The 16,443-nt window shown below is 56.2% G+C and carries 13 protein-coding genes; 3 read left to right on the top strand and 10 right to left on the bottom strand.

Annotated features, from left to right (window positions below):
- Positions 1-25: 25 nt before the first annotated feature.
- The 4 genes from V7680_RS03725 to V7680_RS03710 all read right to left on the bottom strand — a co-directional run bounded on the left by V7680_RS03725 (position 26) and on the right by V7680_RS03710 (position 4,770).
- Entirely contained in the window at positions 26-880 is an 855-nt protein-coding gene (locus tag V7680_RS03725) for an alpha/beta fold hydrolase (protein WP_335651949.1), read from the bottom strand.
- A gap of 88 nt (positions 881-968) precedes the next feature.
- Complete coding sequence (gene aspS, locus V7680_RS03720) at positions 969-2,753, bottom strand: aspartate--tRNA ligase (RefSeq protein ID WP_335651948.1); 1,785 nt, start codon at positions 2,751-2,753, stop codon at positions 969-971.
- A gap of 170 nt (positions 2,754-2,923) precedes the next feature.
- On the bottom strand, positions 2,924-4,438 hold the full coding sequence (locus tag V7680_RS03715) for an FAD-binding protein (protein WP_335651947.1): 1,515 nt from the start codon (positions 4,436-4,438) through the stop codon (positions 2,924-2,926).
- Positions 4,438-4,770, bottom strand: coding sequence for a hypothetical protein (locus tag V7680_RS03710; RefSeq protein ID WP_335651946.1), 333 nt, complete (start codon positions 4,768-4,770; stop codon positions 4,438-4,440). Before V7680_RS03710 ends, V7680_RS03715 begins: the two co-directional genes overlap by 1 nt.
- Before the next feature lie 71 nt (positions 4,771-4,841).
- On the opposite strand from V7680_RS03710, the gene rnd reads away from it, so the two are divergent.
- Positions 4,842-6,032, top strand: a complete 1,191-nt coding sequence (gene rnd / locus V7680_RS03705; RefSeq protein ID WP_335651945.1) for a ribonuclease D — start codon at positions 4,842-4,844, stop codon at positions 6,030-6,032.
- Between the two features lie 13 nt (positions 6,033-6,045).
- On the opposite strand, the gene V7680_RS03700 is transcribed toward rnd, so the two are convergent.
- Genes V7680_RS03700 through V7680_RS03685 form a run of 4 tightly spaced genes read right to left on the bottom strand, consistent with a single transcriptional unit; the run spans position 6,046 to position 11,669 of the window.
- The gene (locus V7680_RS03700; RefSeq protein WP_335651944.1) at positions 6,046-7,566 is read right to left on the bottom strand and encodes a Ppx/GppA family phosphatase; all 1,521 of its coding nucleotides are present in this window, start codon (positions 7,564-7,566) and stop codon (positions 6,046-6,048) included.
- Positions 7,563-9,752 (bottom strand): RNA degradosome polyphosphate kinase, encoded by a 2,190-nt coding sequence (locus V7680_RS03695; protein ID WP_335651943.1) that lies wholly within the window; start codon positions 9,750-9,752, stop codon positions 7,563-7,565. The genes V7680_RS03700 and V7680_RS03695 overlap by 4 nt, the downstream gene beginning before the upstream one ends.
- Positions 9,753-9,755: 3 nt before the next feature.
- Positions 9,756-10,373 carry a DnaA ATPase domain-containing protein gene (locus tag V7680_RS03690; RefSeq protein WP_335651942.1) on the bottom strand — a complete coding sequence of 206 codons (618 nt, stop codon included), beginning with the start codon at positions 10,371-10,373 and terminating at the stop codon, positions 9,756-9,758.
- 12 nt (positions 10,374-10,385) lie between these two features.
- Entirely contained in the window at positions 10,386-11,669 is a 1,284-nt protein-coding gene (locus tag V7680_RS03685) for a heavy-metal-associated domain-containing protein (protein ID WP_335651941.1), read from the bottom strand.
- Positions 11,670-11,731: 62 nt separating this feature from the next.
- On the opposite strand from V7680_RS03685, the gene purM reads away from it, so the two are divergent.
- Both purM and purN read left to right on the top strand, forming a co-directional pair.
- Positions 11,732-12,838, top strand: coding sequence for a phosphoribosylformylglycinamidine cyclo-ligase (gene purM, locus V7680_RS03680; protein WP_335651940.1), 1,107 nt, complete (start codon positions 11,732-11,734; stop codon positions 12,836-12,838).
- Positions 12,831-13,796, top strand: a complete 966-nt coding sequence (gene purN / locus V7680_RS03675) for a phosphoribosylglycinamide formyltransferase (protein WP_335651939.1) — start codon at positions 12,831-12,833, stop codon at positions 13,794-13,796. The genes purM and purN overlap by 8 nt, the downstream gene beginning before the upstream one ends.
- Positions 13,797-13,974: 178 nt before the next feature.
- Here the strand turns inward: purN and V7680_RS03670 are convergent, their stop codons facing one another.
- Together V7680_RS03670 and V7680_RS03665 are read right to left on the bottom strand one after the other, a co-directional pair.
- Positions 13,975-14,631 (bottom strand): LuxR C-terminal-related transcriptional regulator, encoded by a 657-nt coding sequence (locus tag V7680_RS03670; protein ID WP_335651938.1) that lies wholly within the window; start codon positions 14,629-14,631, stop codon positions 13,975-13,977.
- Positions 14,632-14,797: 166 nt separating this feature from the next.
- Positions 14,798-16,378: a sensor domain-containing diguanylate cyclase gene (locus tag V7680_RS03665; RefSeq protein ID WP_335651937.1), complete on the bottom strand. Its 1,581-nt coding sequence runs from the start codon at positions 16,376-16,378 to the stop codon at positions 14,798-14,800.
- Positions 16,379-16,443: the final 65 nt, after the last annotated feature.

Genomic DNA, 16,443 nt, shown 5'->3' with positions numbered 1-16,443 from the left:
TATAGAATTTTATATGAATGAACCATTAGCTCTCGATGATCAACTCTGCAATCCGTTTCGGGTTTTGCATTGGCATAAAATGGGTGAGATCGGGCAAATAATGCTCGCTGCCATGGGCAAAACCATCCATCAGCCCTGGCGGCGTTGGCGATGAGGCAAAATCGAAAATGCCATCTTGCTTGATCTGCGGCGCGCGCAAAATCGTAACCGGCTGGGTGATCCCGTCGATCATTGGCCAGGGATCAATGGTCGCGCTGCTCGCATAGACAGATGCTTCGGTCGCAGGCGGACAGGCCAGAATGAACCCGCCCTCGCCGTCTGGCAGCAGGCCATATTCGCAATAGTCGCGGAGCACGGCCTGGTCCCAAAGCTTGTAGGGATGGCGATCCTTGAATCGTTCAATCATCTCGTCCGGTCCGGCCCAGTTGTTGCGACGCTTGGATACCATCTCGTAAGTGGCGGTAAAGTCAGCCGGATTTTGATAAGCTGCTCGATCCATGATCACCGGGTCGATCAGCACCAGCCGCTCGAACAGATCCGGCAATCGCGCTGCAACCTGCACCAGACAATTACCGCCCATACTGTGGCCAGCCCCAACCGAAAATTTCATGCCGAGTGAAACGAGCAATTCGGCGGTCGCGCCTGCGATCATCCCCCAGTCGCTGATAGCCGGCTTTGCACTGCGTCCGTGGCCGAGTTGATCGACGGCGATAACGTGGGTGCCGTCCGGAAACGCTTCGACAACCTTGTCCCAGCACCGCGCATGGAAGCCGGTGGCGTGGAGCAGAAGAACTGACGGTCCCTCGCCCGCTCTTCCCCATTCGAAATAGCAGATGTCGCCGTGGGACGATGGAAAGTTAAGTTGCTTAGGAGGTTTCATAGATGATTTCCGTCAGTCCTGAGCTTGTCGAAGGGTGGCTCTGGTCGATAAGTGTGGTTCGACAGGCTCACCACTAACGAAATTGACCCTAGCCTTCCTTTGGCGGCTCGACCACGCGGATATGCAATTCCCGCAGCTGCTTGGACGACACCGGACTCGGTGCGCTCATCATCAGGTCTTCGGCCTTCTGGTTCATCGGGAACAATACGACCTCGCGGATATTGGGTTCGTTGGCCAGCATCATCACGATCCGGTCAACGCCCGGAGCCGAACCACCATGGGGCGGCGCGCCATATTTCAGCGCGTTGATCATGCCGGAAAACTCGGTGTCGACCTGATCCTTGGTGTAACCGGCGATTTCGAACGCCTTGTACATGATGTCGGGCCGGTGGTTCCGGATCGCGCCGGAGGACAGTTCGATACCGTTGCAGACAATATCATATTGCCACGCGAGAATGTCGAGCGGGTCCTTGCTTTCCAGCGCTTCCAGCTCGCCTTGCGGCATCGAGAAAGGATTGTGCGAAAAGTCCATTTTCTTCAGCTCTTCGTCATATTCGAACATCGGATAATCGACGATCCAGCAGAATTTAAACGCATTCTTGTCGATCAGGTCGAGCTGCTCGGCTGCCCGGGTCCGCGCAACACCGGCGAGTTTCGCCGCATCCGCTTCCTTGCCCGCAGCAAAGAACACACCATCGTCAGGACCACAACCAAGATCGGCGAGCAGCTTGGCTGTGCCCTCTTCGCCGTGGTTCTTGGCAATCGGCCCGCCAGCCGCGCCTTCCTTCATGTTGATATAACCGAGTCCGGCAAAACCTTCGCCGCGGGCCCAGTCATTCATGCTGTCAAAGAATTTGCGGCTGTTCTTGCCCGCTTCCGGCGCGACAAAGGCGCGCACGGTGCCACCGGTCGAGGTGATCTTGTCGAACAATCCGAAGCCGGAGCCTTTGAAATGGTCACTGACATCCTGAATAATGATCGGGTTGCGCAAGTCCGGCTTGTCATTGCCATATTTCAGCATCGATTCCTTGTAGGGAATGCGCGGGAATTCACCGGCAGGCGTAACCGAACGGCCATCGGCAAATTCTTCGAACACGCCAGCCAGAACCGGCTCCAGCGTCTGGAACACATCTTCCTGGGTGACAAAGCTCATTTCGAAATCGAGCTGGTAAAATTCGCCCGGCGAGCGGTCGGCGCGGGCGTCTTCGTCGCGGAAGCAGGGAGCAATCTGGAAATAGCGGTCAAAACCGGCGACCATCAGCATCTGCTTGAACATTTGCGGCGCCTGCGGCAGCGCGTAGAATTTGCCAGGATGAACACGGCTCGGCACGAGATAGTCACGCGCGCCTTCCGGTGACGACGCGGTCAGGATCGGCGTCTGGAATTCGGTGAAGCCCTGTTCGGTCATCCGGTTGCGCAGGCTTGCGATCACCTTGGAGCGGAGCATCATATTGGCGTGAACCGACTCGCGCCGCAGATCAAGGAAGCGGTAACGCAGGCGGATATCCTCGGGATATTCCTGTTCGCCAAATACCGGCATCGGCAATTCTTCAGCGGGTCCTTGCATGTCGACGCTATCGGCTACCAGCTCGACATCACCGGTCGGCAGATTCTTGTTCACTGTTTCGTCATCGCGAGCGACAACCTTGCCGGTTACCGTGACCACCGACTCAACCCGTGCGCCGTCAAGCATCTTGAAGGCATCGCTGCCGGTTTCGCTGACGATCTGGGTCAGACCGAAATGGTCGCGCAGATCGACAAACAGCAGATTGCCATGATCGCGCTTGCGATGGATCCAGCCGGACAGACGGACTTCCTCGCCGACGTGCGAAGAGCGGAGCGCGGAACAATTATGGGTGCGATATGCGTGCATGATGGACCTTTGGAACTGGGTGCTTTCCCGGATGGAAAGATTGCAGGCGTAACACAGGTCTACGGCCCATTTGTCAAGGGTTGAGATTGTTCAAACGGGCGGCGCGCCGCACTGGATGCGGAGTTTTTGTTGGCAGCGCCCCGCTCTCCGTTCCGTCCATCGCCAAAACCCTAGATCAGGCCCAGCTTGACCAGTTCGTCATTCGCGAACACCCGCCGATCAGCAGCATCCGGCATCACTTGCGCTTGCGCCCATTTCCAGTTGGCGAAATTCTGCTCATAATCCCGCTTCACTCGATGCTCGTCGAGATTATTGGTCTTGCCCCAATGGCGGGTGAAAGCGATCCCGGCGTCATCAAGCGCTTCGACCACATTCTTATAGCCTTGATGACTGGATTCGACGTTGGGACCGTCAAAGTCGATCACGACATTATCCGGCCAATGCGCGGGGGCGAGCAAGCCTTGCGCTTGGCGGACGAAGCGCAGGGTGACGACTGTGCAACCTCCGCCTCGCCTGAAACTATCAATAATCAAATCAAAGGCTTCGCTAAGCTTGCTGCGGTCCATAGTGACCGATCCGTTGAACAGACTGGCGATCGGCGCATGTTCTTCGGTCGTATTGCCCCATGTTGCAATAGCGGGCGGATCGTCGACATCGCGATTGTCGGGATAGGCTTGTTCCATCGCCAGCTGCAATATTTCTCCCTTGAACCAGTCACTTTCCGCCATCGCCCTACCGAGCAAGGTCAAGGCGTCATAGCCGGCCCCCATCTGCCCCGGTGGTGGCGGGGGGATGCTGGCGTCATGGGGGCGCTTATAGAGAAAACGCAGCAGGCTCTTTTTGTCGAACGGGTCAAAAGGATTCAGAATAAGCTGCTGGAAATACGGCTCTTCGTTCAATCCAAATGCGGCCGAGAACCTGCGGAACTCGCCGCGGCACAGCCAGTCGATATGCTCGCGTTTGATCTTTGCTGCCTTCTGGATATTCTGCACCATATAGATCGGATCGGTCTCGATCAGCATCGCCGTGACAAAGCCCATCGCCCCGACGTGAATCTGGGCGGCAGCAAAAATCCGGTCGTTGCGAATGATCTGAGAACCGGTCTGCGCGATGAAGTCATCCGACAGAATGGCTTTCTTTGGCGATATCCACAATATTCGGTCCGGCGTTACCAGCTGCACCGCCCGGACATGATCCTGAATCCCGCCCTCCTGCCAGACGCTTCCATGTGTTCCAGTCGCGCAGGCCCCGGCAAAGCTCTGGCCATTGCTGGCACCGCCGGTGCGCAGCGACCGGCCTATCTCTTCCGCGCTTTCGTAGACCTCGTCGACCGTGGCCCCGGCCTGCACCAGCAGCAGGGATTCCGCCCCGACATCGCAGTCAGCGTGCAAATCCTTTGCCGACAGTTTGAACGTCCGGTTGAGCCGCAACGTCTCGACCAGCCAGCCGTCCTCGACCACATTGATCGGCGACGGCGACCAGCCTGCCCCGATCGGGCGCACCGGAATCTGGCAATATTTCGCTTCCTTGAGCAGCGCCAGCACGGTTTCCGCGACGCCCTTCAGATGCGCGCGACCATTGGCTTCGTCGCCATTCAGCAGTTCGATCCGGTCGCCCAGATTGCATTCGGCGGTCTGATGATAATTGCACCAGATCTGCTGCCCATGACGCGTGACCTGCGCCATCAGGCTTCTCCCACGTCGAAATCGCCGGCATAGCAACGATAGGCGATGCTTACCTTCCGTACAAAACCAAAGGTCACCAGACAGATCAGGATCGCCTTGCGGGTCATGAAGAAGCGCATGTCGTTGATGCCAAGCCGCACGCAATCGTCAACCTGCATCGATCGCGCTCGTCGCGAGGCAAATCCCCAGGCCAATATCGTGATCTCGATAGTCTTGCCGCCGACCGGCCGTGGATCAGCAACCGCCAGACAGGCGTCGCTGCAAAGCGCCATTGTTTGCCCGAGCAAAAGCAATGCCAATATAGCAATCAGAACCAGTGACCAAAATGCCATGGTTTCCCCCCATTTTTATCCTGCGTCCACGAATTGTTTGCGCGATGACCTGCCCGCTGTATAGGACAAAAATGCACATCCATAATTTGCTGACCGACAATCAGGACATCGCCGATATCTGTAGCCGCTTTGCGACGGCGGATTTCGTGACAGTCGATACCGAGTTCATGCGCGAGAACACCTATTGGCCCATTCTCTGCCTCATCCAGATATCAGACGGCAAGGAAGCTGCCGCCATTGATCCGCTTGCCAAGGGCGTTGATCTTGGACCGCTGATGGAACTGCTGGTCAATAATGAGAATGTCCTCAAGATTTTCCACGCCGGCGGACAGGATGTCGAGATCATCCATAATATTACCGGCAAGACCCCGCATCCGATTTTCGACACCCAGATCGCGGCGATGGCGATCGGCCAGAGCGAACAGATCGGCTACGCAAATCTGGTCGATAGCTGGCTGGGCATTACGCTGGATAAAGGCGCCCGTTTTACCGATTGGTCGCGCCGCCCGCTCAATGCGCGGCAATTAGAATATGCAGTTGCCGACGTCACCCATCTCGCCGAAATTTTCCCGATGATGCTGGAAAAATTGCGCGAAACCGGTCGCGGCATGTGGATCAATGCCGAGATGGAAAAGCTCGCTGACCCGGACAATTATGTCAATGATCCGGAGAAGTCCTGGTTACGAGTCAAGTCGCAGGGACGCAATCTGGATATGCTGGGTCGGCTGAAAGCGATCGCTGCGTGGCGCGAAACCGAAGCCCAGTCCAAGGACTTGCCGCGCGGACGGATCATGCGCGATGAAACTCTGGCGGATATTGCCGCGCACCCTCCCAAGGATCAGAACAAGTTGGGACAAGTCCGCGGTCTTTCTGCCGGCTGGAAGAATAACGATATCGGTGCCCGACTGATGGATATCATCGAACAGGCAGAACCCCTGTCCCGCGATGATCTGCCACTGAAAATTGGCCGTCGTCCCAAAAATGGCAAATCCAATGCGCTGGTTACCGATCTGCTCAAATTATTGCTCAAGATTCGGTCGGCCGAGATGAACGTCGCATCGCGCCTGCTAGCCCGCGCCGACGATCTCGAGCGGATCGTCGCCGGTGAACGCGAAGGCGTCGGGCTTCTCGAAGGCTGGCGGTTTGAAGAATTCGGCCGCGACGCACTGGACTTGGTCGAGGGCCGGGTGAGCTTCACCGTCAAGGATGGCAAACTGAAAATGACCCACCAGCAAGAGGGCGACGCGCCTCTAAGCGAATAGCTATGGTGTCGGCCTAGACGCCGGTCATTACCGGTTCCAGTCCCATCATATTCGCCAGATTTGCGTGCCGCTTGGCAACCGTGTCGCCGTAAAGATCAATCAGATCACTAGCTACCTTCAGCTCCAGCTTCTTGCCCGATCTCCGGATTTGTGTCTGTTCCAGCGGGTTGCGGGTTCCACCACTGAGCCGCTGGCCCAGACGCATTGCCAGCCCCCAGCAAATGGCCCGCTTCGTTGCTTGTTCGTCGGCCAGCCGACCGCCGCCGGGAAAGGTATTGTTCCCGCCTCCGAAACTGGTGAACAGCGCCTGCCCCAGCATCTCGCGTTCTCGTCCGGTGATACCAACCCAGTTGCCGTGCAATCCGATTTCCAGTCCACGCTCAGCCCGGAAATTGGGATTGGCGCGCCAGGCGACATCGCCCAGATTGCAGGCGGCCTGACGAATACGGTGCCACTCGGACGGGTCGTCCGAAAAAATCTCGCTAATCCATTCACCCAGCAATTTGCTGTTCGCAGGAAAACGCGCTTGCGCGGATCCAGCGTCTTCCGTCCCCAGTAACAGCGGGTCACGCGCGGCTTCCTGCTTACTGATATTCTGAAACAACAGGCCTTCCCGTACGCCATAAGCAGAAACCACCAGCTTGCTGCTATCCAGATAGCGCACCAGCATCGACAACAGCCAGGCTGCGTCATTCAACGTCGGTATCCGCGACGAAGACAAGCCCGGCACATTCTTGAGCTTTTCCTTGTTCAATTGCGCCAGTCGGCTGACCAGCCGCCGGGCCCGCTGCGGCTCCATTTCATAATTGTGGATGACCGGGAGCGGGTAATTGCTGTCATACATGTCAAGCCGCGCCAGAGACCGCCACGAACCGCCGACGAGATAGAAAGGCAGCTGCTGGCGCTGCTTGTCCCACCCAGTTTTTTTGAGCATCTTGCGAATTTGCGCTTTGAGGCTGTCATTGTCCTTGGCGCGCAAGTCCGCGACCCTGAGGACGCCGAGAGGGAATGAGAAGCGCTCCCGCACCTTTCCCTTGTCGATCATCGCCAATTCGAGACTACCGCCGCCAAGATCTCCGACGATACCGGTTGCATCGGGTATCCCGGAGATAATGCCCAGTGCCGCCAGTTCCGCTTCTTCCTCGCCCTGCAGCACCGCGACGTCATAACCAATTTCGCGCGCTGCCTTCAGCAGGTCTTTGCCGTTGCTGGCATCGCGCACCGCAGCGGTAGCAAAAGCCAAGATACTGTCGACCTCCATATCGGTACACAGACGATGGAAGCGCTTCAGGCCGCGGATCGCGAGTTGCATCGAATCCTCGGCAATAGCGCCGGTGGTCGACAATTCCCGCCCCAGACCTGCCATCACCTTTTCATTAAACAAAGTCGCCGGAACCCGTGCTGGCCCCTGATAGACAACCAGGCGGATCGAGTTTGAACCGATATCGACAATAGCCGTACGCTTGCTGGACTGCCTCTTTTTTGTGTGTGCGGAGCCCGACAAGCTTCCCATTTTTTCTATCACTCCGGTCACGCTTTTTTCTTGCGGCGGCGCAGGCTGAGACGCGGAACCGCGTTGCTTTTCTTGAGCGCCTTGCCGCGTCCGGAGAGCGACGGATTTGTCATGAAATAGCGGTGCAGGTTAAACGGCTTATCGGAGGGTTTCACTCTCGTGTAGCTGCCGTCTGCATTCAATTCCCAGCTCTGCTCGTCATCGATCAGATTGGCCACCATGACCTGATCCAATATCTGGTCATGAACAGTCTTGTTGGTGATCGGCATCATATATTCCACCCGTCGGTCAAGATTGCGCGGCATCCAGTCGGCCGACGAAATATAGAGTTTCGCGCCATCATTGGGGAGCTCCCTGCCGTTGCCAAAAGCCCAGATGCGGCTATGTTCGAGAAATCGTCCAACCACCGATTTAACCCGGATATGATCCGACAGACCCGGTACATCGGGCCGCAGGCAACAAATACCGCGGACCACCAGATCAATTTCGACACCGGCGTTGCTCGCCTGATATAATTTCTCGATCAGCGCCGGGTCGACCAGCGAATTCATCTTCGCCCACACCATTCCGGGCTTGCCGGCCCGGACATTGGCGATCTCCTGATCGATCAGTCCCATCAGATCCTTGCGCATATTGCGCGGCGACATGGAGATGAGTTCCAGCTCCTTGGGTTCGACATAGCCGGTGATATAGTTGAACAATTGCGCCGCATCCCGTGCCGCTCTGGGGTCAGCGGTGAAGAAGCTGAGATCGGTATAGATTTTGGCGGTAATCGGATGATAATTGCCGGTACCGAAATGGCAGTAAGTGCGATAGCCTTCTTGTTCTTTGCGCACGACCATCGATATTTTCGCGTGGGTTTTCCATTCGATAAACCCGTAAACAACCTGCACCCCGGCTCGTTCCAGCGCGCTCGCCCAGAGCAGGTTTTGCTCTTCATCGAACCGTGCCTTGAGTTCGACGATTGCGGTGACCGACTTGCCGGCTTCGGCAGCGTCAATCAGCGCCCGGATAACGGCCGATTGCTTGCCCGCACGATAGAGCGTCTGCTTGATCGCCACGACGTCGGGATCGGCAGCGGCCTGCCTTAAAAATTCAATCACCACCTCGAATGATTCATAGGGGTGATGGACCAATATATCCTTGTCACGAATCGCTGCAAAACAATCGCCGCCATGATCGCGAATACGCTCGGGGAAGCGAGGACTGTATGGCGTGAATTTTAGATCCGGGCGGTCTTCGTCAACCAATATATCGAGATCGCCAACACCAACCAGACCGTTGATCCGGCTTTCCGTGGCGCCGTCATGCAGCAGATTTTCCCGCAACATAGCGACCACTGGCTCGGCGAGTTTCGGCCCCATTTCGAGCCGGATCACGTCGCCGCGGCGGCGGCGTTTGATCGCGCTGCGGAAATAGCGCACCAGATCCTCGGCTTCCTCCTCGACTTCGATATCGCTGTCGCGGATAACCCGGAACAGGCCACTGCTTATCACCGCATAACCGGGGAATAAAATATCGGAAAATTCCTGGATCGCGGTTTCGACCGAAACATAGATGGCCGATTCACCGGGCAAGCGAATGAAGCGCGGCAAACCGGACGGGATCATGACCAGCTCTCGGATGCCCTGCTTGTCTGATTCCCTCACCAGATCGAAAACCAGACTTAGTCCCTTGTTCGGAATGAACGGAAAAGGATGGGCCGGATCGAGCGCCTGCGGAGTCAGGACCGGAAATATCTGGTCGAGAAAATGCTGTCTGAGCCAGGTTTTCGAAACATCGGGAAGCTTGGCCACTGTCGAAACAAAAATATCTTCGTTGGCCAGACTTTGGGAAAGCGAAGACCATACATGTTGCTGATGCTCGATCAACGCATCGGCACGGATCGCTATTGCATCGAGTTGCTGCGTAGGAGTCAGTCCGTCGGCCGAACGTTCTTCTATCTTCTGGCGGTATTGACCGACCAGTCCGGCGAAACGGACCATGAAAAATTCGTCGAGATTGCTGCCGGATATGGACAGGAAGCGCAGCCGCTCGAGCAACGGATGGGCGCTATTCTCTGCCTCTTCGATCACCCGCTCGTTAAATCCCAGCCAGCTTATCTCCCGGTTGAAATAGCGCTTGCTGCCATCTTCCGTAAAAGCGCCGATGCCATCGTCTCCGAGCAATAGGTCAGCATCGAGCGACTCTGGGGAAGGATTATCCATCAGCTAACTATCCACCTTTTCATCACCAGCGTCAAAAAACCTGAGCGCTGATTTGGCAACCGCCAAATTGATCGGCTTTCTGGTCTCGATCGCAAGCGAGTCCATTTTCTGCGCCAGTTGCCGGACCATCGCGTAGGACCGGATCATTCTCTTTTCCAGATAACGAAGCGCATCTTCCGATATGGTTAGCCCACGAGACGTAAAATATTTCTGAAAAAGCCCGTCGATCATCGCCTGATCAGGCGGGCCGATTTGCAAATGCAACGATGCGGCGAGGCGGGATTTGAGATCAGGAAGCATGATCCCCCATTCTGCAACCGGCTTTTCTGACAGCAACAACAGCGGTTTTTTCTCGCCATTGGCGCGATTCCAGAGATGGAATATCTCGGTATCTTCGACCTCGGAAGCGTCTTCAAGGCAAAGCCCGCCGGTCTCGCTTTCGAACGCAGCCGCCATCGTTGTTTTCCCGGAGGCTGCGGGACCGATCAAAATCATGGTGTAATGCGACCAGTCGCGCCAATTCTGCAAATGCTGATGCACTTCTGCATTTGCGGGGGTAACCAGATATCCGTCATGTTCCGGCGACGGGACTTGTTCGAGAGGTAGGGCTATCTGACTCACGGCCTCGCTGCCTTATTGTCCGGAACGACTGATACGCAAGGTGCCGGCTCCTTGCTGGACCTGCCAGCCTTGCGCCCGAAGCGCTTGAGCCAGAGCAGATATATCTCCTCTATAAGTCACGCTCATGACAGAGACGCCGCCAAGCGCGAGGCTTGATGTCGATGCAGAGGTCACGCCGGAAATCGATCGCACCGAGGATTCCCCGCGACCAACGGCGCCGACATCCGGCGTGTCAAACTGCAAGGAAATGCTGCTAGTGGCTGCCGGAGCCGCTGTCGGCGTTTCGCCACCAGAGTCTGTTGCACCATTTGCTGCAGGGCTATCGGCAGTATCGCCACCAGTCTCGACCGGCGTATCTTCACCGATATCGAAATCCTCAAGATTCAGATCATCCATATTGAACGGATCCTCGATGATCAGCGAGCGGTCGGTTTTCAGGATGCCGCGCGATAATGCGCTGGAGTAGATACTATCCAGTCGCACGATTCCCTGATCCAGCATCTTGGGGATATCTTCGCTGCGCGCCACTTTCAGCGTGAAACTGTCGATAAACTTATTGTCAGGACCGTAGCGGGCGGTGAACCGCGCTTTGACCGGACCTCCGGGATAGGCATAGGTCAGACGGACGATCGGGATGATCACATCCGCTGCGCTGAACTGATCCAGAATATTCCGCCACCAGCGGCGACTCGGGCGGTTGGCCTGCCCGGCTGTCAGCACTAGTGATTCGCTGTCTGATCCATAGGGGCGGACATAATCGATGGCGCTTTCGCCGGAGCGGAAACGTGCCCAGGCTTTTTGCCATTCGGTTCTGTTTTCAAACACCTGAGGTGAGCCGCCGCTCCACATGACCGGAAGCACCAGCAAGGGCGGAGACCGCAAACGCCGGCCACCCACGCCCAGAATAGAGCCAGCCCTGGCCCGATCAAACATAACGCCAAGCGTTGCGATATAGCGTTTAGGTCCGATCTGCTCCTGCTCGACGATGATCGCATATACGATCGTGTTGAGCGTAGAATCTGGCAAGCCGCTGGTTTCGCTGCCCTGGGTGCGCTTATAAAGCATTTTCCAGGCTTTGCGCTGCGCTTCTTCCCAGCCTTTCTTGCGGGCATCAAAAGCGGTATCGCCCTTAACGTCGACTTTCACGCCCATGACTTCAAAGTCACCGCTGCTCGCAAGCGGCGCGACGCCGCGTTCCGAGCCCTCTAGCTGGGCATAGACAACCGTCGCCGCGAGCATCGTCACAACCGCGATGATGGCAGCAATCTTGATCCTGAAGTCAGTCAAAATACTCATTTGCGCCCTTTTGACGATTATGGCGTGGAAATCCAGCCGCGAGTTGTCTAATCGCTCAAGTTATGAGTGAAAAGCAAAATGAACCGGATTCTTACACCTATGCGAAAGCCGGTGTCTCCATTGATGCGGGTAACGCCCTTATCAAGGCGATCGCCCCGCTGGCAAAAGCCACTGCACGAGCGGGTGCCAATGCAGAACTCGGGGGTTTCGGAGGCTTTTTTGATCTGAAGGCTGCCGGATATGATGACCCGTTGCTGGTCGCTGCCAACGATGGTGTGGGCACCAAGCTCAAGCTAGCGATTGACTATGACCGGCATGACACAGTGGGAATCGATCTTGTTGCGATGTGCGTCAATGATCTGATCGTCCAAGGCGCAGAGCCGCTGTTCTTCCTCGATTATTTTGCCACCGGTAAGCTCGAAAATGGCATTGCCGAGCGAGTTGTGGCAGGAATCGCCGAGGGCTGCAAAATGTCCGGCTGCGCGCTGATCGGCGGTGAAACCGCGGAAATGCCGGGCATGTACGCCGAGGGAGATTATGATCTCGCAGGATTTTGCGTCGGCGCGGTCGAGCGTGACAAGGTCGTCACCGGAGCAAATGTAGCCGCGGGCGATGTCCTGCTTGGCCTCGAATCCTCTGGCGTTCATTCCAACGGCTTTTCACTGGTGCGCCGACTCGCAGCCGACAAGGGCTGGAAAATGGATCGCCCTGCCTTGTTCAATCCCGATATATTGCTGGTCGAAGCTTTGATCGCGCCAACCCGGATCTATGTCAAATCGCTATTGCCGCTGATGCAATCCGGCCGGATCAAGGCTCTCGCCCATATCACCGGCGGCGGCTTGCTGGAGAATATCCCGCGGGTGATGCCCGACGGGTTGCACGCCCATGTCGATGCCGCAAGCTGGGAACAACCCCGTCTGATGGCTTTCCTGCAAGCCCAGGGTAATATCGAGCCAGAGGAAATGGCGCGGACGTTCAACTGCGGCATCGGGATGATATTGGCGGTGTCGCCCGATGAAGCGGAAACAATTACGTCAGATCTCGAAGCCGTTGGTGAAAAAGTTCACCGGGTCGGCGATGTCCGTAGCGGTAGCAAAGGCTGCTCGGTCTACGGCAATCGCGGGACTTGGTCGGCGACCGACGATTGGACCGCTACTTACAATGGCTGAAAAAGCCAAAATCGCGATATTAATTTCCGGTCGCGGCTCCAATATGGCGGCCTTTGTCTATGCCGCTAAATCACCGAACTGTCCCTATGACATCGTGCTGGTGGCATCCAATGATCCCGAGGCGGCGGGCTTGCGGCTGGCCGAGGCAGAGAGCATCGCAACTTTCGCCCATCCCCACAAAGGCATGGCGCGCGAAGACCATGATGACATCATGCACGATGCAATCTTTCGCTCCGGCGCCGAATATGTCGTGTTGGCTGGTTATATGCGGATTTTGAGCGACGGCTTCGTCAAGAAATGGGCGGAAAGGATGCTAAATATCCATCCTAGCCTGTTGCCCAAATATAAGGGGCTCGACACTTATCAACGCGCGATCGACGCTGACGACACGGTCGCGGGTTGCAGTGTGCATCTGGTAACCCCGGAGCTCGACGACGGACCGGTGCTCGCCCAGACCGAGGTCGCGATTTTGCCGGATGATGACGCGGATAGCCTTGCCAGCCGAACCCTGATCGCAGAGCATCAACTCTATCCGGCAACGCTGGCCCAATATGTCACCCGCGAGACCGACCCCGACTGGATATTGCAGCAGATCCGCGACCGCGCTCTGGCGCTCGATGAAAGCTCCGAGCGATTGAGCTTCGGGTCACCCGGTTGGCGGGTCGGCGGCGAGAAGAACGGCAAATATTTCGCCTACTTCACCCAGAGATTATATGGCGAGGAAAGCATCGGCCTGTTGGTAAAAACATCGGGCCTCGATGAGCAATCAGCTCTGATTGATGCCGACCCAGCGCTTTATTACTCACCTAAATTCTTGGGAAAATCAGGCTGGATAGCGATCCGCCTCGATACCGGCAGCACCGATTGGGACCATATCGACGGCTGGCTCCGCAAAAGCTGGCAACGGGTCGCGCCGAAACGGCTGACCAAAATGATAGCAATTGCGGATCAATTCTAGAGAAAAGTGCACCGCGGGTTGGAACTTTTGGGACAGCAAGAAGGAGGGAGTATCTGCTGCCCAAAAAATGCGGTCCGGTTTTCTGAGGAAGGAAGCCCCAACCCGCGATACGGCTGAACCAATAACTTCACATCAGTGCTAGATCGATACGGTCCTTCGACCGTATGCACCAATATCCCTACATTCCTGCTTCTACCGCCAGCCGGACCATGTCGGCTGCGCTGGGCACGTCCAGCCGCTGCATCAGGATCGAACGATGCATCTTGATCGTCCGCTCGCTGAGCCCCAATTCGTAGGCGATCTGCTTGTTGAGCAGGCCCTTGGCGATATATTGCAGCACTTCCCGCTGCCGCTTCGACAGGTCTTTGACAATCGCAACAGCCCGCATCCGCCGCGCCTTCGCGAGGCTCGGCGAGTCGGCATCGATTTCCACCTGTGACCCGAGAAAATATTCCAGCTCGCCTTCTTCGTCGAACAAAGGTGCCACCAGCACCGCGTTTTGGAATGGCGTACCGTCTTTCTTGTAATTCAATATCTCGACCAGAACGGATTTTCGTTGCTGGACACCACGCCGGATTTCTTCGGTCAGCCACGGCTCGGTCGCCTCGCCGGCTAGGAACCGACAGTTTCTGCCAATGATGAAGTCCCGATCATAGCCTGTAAGCTGCTGGAAAGCATCGTTGACCGCGACGATAGGATTGTCAGGCAAACGAGGATTGCTGACCACGGAAGCGATCGGACTATTTTCGATCAGAGCCATGACCGAAGCCTTTGGCAATTGCGACAGGGAGACCGCTAGCTGGTCTTCTGCACTCTCATTTTTCTCGCGATCCATGTGGCTAAGCTACTCGATTTGCACGGTTCAAGGCAAGCGGTAGAGATAAGGATTTGTGGATCTGTGGCCTAGAGCGGATCGGGGGATAGAAATGCATGAGTGAATTGACGCATTCTATTGCTGTATTGAGCGAATGACAACGAGCGACCAGACAGCGCGCAAAAAGTCAGGCAGCGATCTGGTCTGGCTTCCGAGGTGACGCAAAACGCAATTGATTCCGGCCGGACTTCTTCGCATCATAAAGAGCCTTGTCGGCCAGGCGGAAACTGGTTTGCAGATCGACTGTATTTTCATTATCCAGAAAGTGGAGGCCGATGCTGATGGTCACGGGTCCAATATCATGCTGGGCGTCGCCGAAATCATGGGCGGCACAGCTATCCACCAGCGCTTGCGCGAAATGCACCAGCCGGTCAGCGGTCTGCGCGGAGGTCAACAGCACAAATTCCTCTCCGCCAAATCGTGCGAGGTGATCGCCGCGGCCGCAGCGACGGTTCATTATCGCTGCCACCTGTATCAATACTTGATCGCCTACATCATGCCCGTAGCGATCGTTCACATTCTTGAAATTATCAATGTCAATAATCGCCAGTCCCCATCGCTGATCGCTCCCGCTGCTGCTGGCTGCGAATTGGGAATATGCTATCGAGAAAGCGCGGCGATTGGGCAAGCCGGTGAGTTCGTCGGTATAGGCGAAATCCTCAAGCTCCTCTTTCGCGCTAATCGCATCATCGCGCTCGCGGCGCATCTGCATTGCCCGATATCCTACGACCACACTAGTCGCCAGCGCCTCGGCCAGGATAGCGATGTAGAATCCGAAATCGAAAATTGGTAGATCGTCAATCCACCCAAGCGCGCGGACAATCCGGCATAGAGCAATAAACCCTGCTCCCGACAGTCCGAGCAACTGCAGCATCGCTATTTTGTCGCCCTTGACCGCGCAACGCAGCAGATTGCCAATTGCGATGATTGCCATGGAACCGTAGACAGCATGGAAAATCAGCGAACCAGTCAGCGATAATTGTTCGGCAAAAATCATGATGATAGTGGTCGTGATCAAAGTGCTCCAAGCTGCAAATTTCAGCGAAAAGGCACCCCATTTCCCGAGTTTGTCCGGATCACAAAGCGAGCGTATCAACATGCAACCGCCGAAGGCCAATGCGGCCAGTGCGATAAACGCAATCCATGACCTCTGCACCAACGTCGCCGAGGGGAAGAGACTGAATATCTGCCCTGACCAGCAAATATGATTGACCAAAATGGCGACCACCATCAAGCTGTGGTAGAAAATGAAACGCTGCCGCATCACGATAAAGAACACGAAGTCCAGCAGCAGCGGTGCCATCAGTAATCCAAGAACGAATACGCTGACCAGCGCGCCACGTTCATGCAACGCGAGATCATCCTCGGCATCTATCAGTTCGATATCATTCCAGTTGGATGGATCCCATGGATTGGCGGCACCGATCAGCACTGTTTCTGGAAATTGCCCCTCGCGGCTGATCAACGGCAGTGCAACCGCATAAGGCGAACGCCAGCGCGCGGTCATCGCGGCCTGGCCATATAATGTGGTCTGAGCGCTGCCGTCAGGGTAGACCCTGTGCAGCATCACCGCACCCTGCCGCGCCGCACGAAAGCGCATCACGGGCTCGACCATATCCTTTTGGAGATCGCCGATATCGGCGACCATCCACAACATATCGGTATTTTTGGCTAGTTTGTCTGAACCGCAATCAAATGCAGCACGCATTTCCATAATGTCCGCAGGCCGGGCTTTGGCATGCCCCGCCAGGCTACAGATACGGTTGCTGAAAT

Source organism: Parasphingorhabdus sp., from assembly GCF_036963705.1.
In the GTDB taxonomy this organism is placed as follows: Bacteria; Pseudomonadota; Alphaproteobacteria; order Sphingomonadales; family Sphingomonadaceae; genus Parasphingorhabdus.
The sequence above is the reverse complement of the archived record's forward strand: the minus strand, read 5'-3'. Positions and strand labels throughout refer to the sequence as shown.

What these genes read in the sequence shown, in the direction of transcription:
- V7680_RS03725 (WP_335651949.1), bottom strand. Translation starts at nt 880, where the DNA reads ATGAAACCTCCTAAGCAACTTAACTTTCCATCGTCCCACGGCGACATC.
- aspS (WP_335651948.1), bottom strand. Translation starts at nt 2,753, where the DNA reads ATGCACGCATATCGCACCCATAATTGTTCCGCGCTCCGCTCTTCGCAC.
- V7680_RS03715 (WP_335651947.1), bottom strand. Translation starts at nt 4,438, where the DNA reads ATGGCGCAGGTCACGCGTCATGGGCAGCAGATCTGGTGCAATTATCAT.
- V7680_RS03710 (WP_335651946.1), bottom strand. Translation starts at nt 4,770, where the DNA reads ATGGCATTTTGGTCACTGGTTCTGATTGCTATATTGGCATTGCTTTTG.
- rnd (WP_335651945.1), top strand. Translation starts at nt 4,842, where the DNA reads ATGCACATCCATAATTTGCTGACCGACAATCAGGACATCGCCGATATC.
- V7680_RS03695 (WP_335651943.1), bottom strand. Translation starts at nt 9,752, where the DNA reads ATGGATAATCCTTCCCCAGAGTCGCTCGATGCTGACCTATTGCTCGGA.
- V7680_RS03685 (WP_335651941.1), bottom strand. Translation starts at nt 11,669, where the DNA reads ATGAGTATTTTGACTGACTTCAGGATCAAGATTGCTGCCATCATCGCG.
- purM (WP_335651940.1), top strand. Translation starts at nt 11,732, where the DNA reads ATGAGTGAAAAGCAAAATGAACCGGATTCTTACACCTATGCGAAAGCC.
- purN (WP_335651939.1), top strand. Translation starts at nt 12,831, where the DNA reads ATGGCTGAAAAAGCCAAAATCGCGATATTAATTTCCGGTCGCGGCTCC.
- V7680_RS03670 (WP_335651938.1), bottom strand. Translation starts at nt 14,631, where the DNA reads ATGGATCGCGAGAAAAATGAGAGTGCAGAAGACCAGCTAGCGGTCTCC.
- V7680_RS03665 (WP_335651937.1), bottom strand. Translation starts at nt 16,378, where the DNA reads ATGCGTGCTGCATTTGATTGCGGTTCAGACAAACTAGCCAAAAATACC.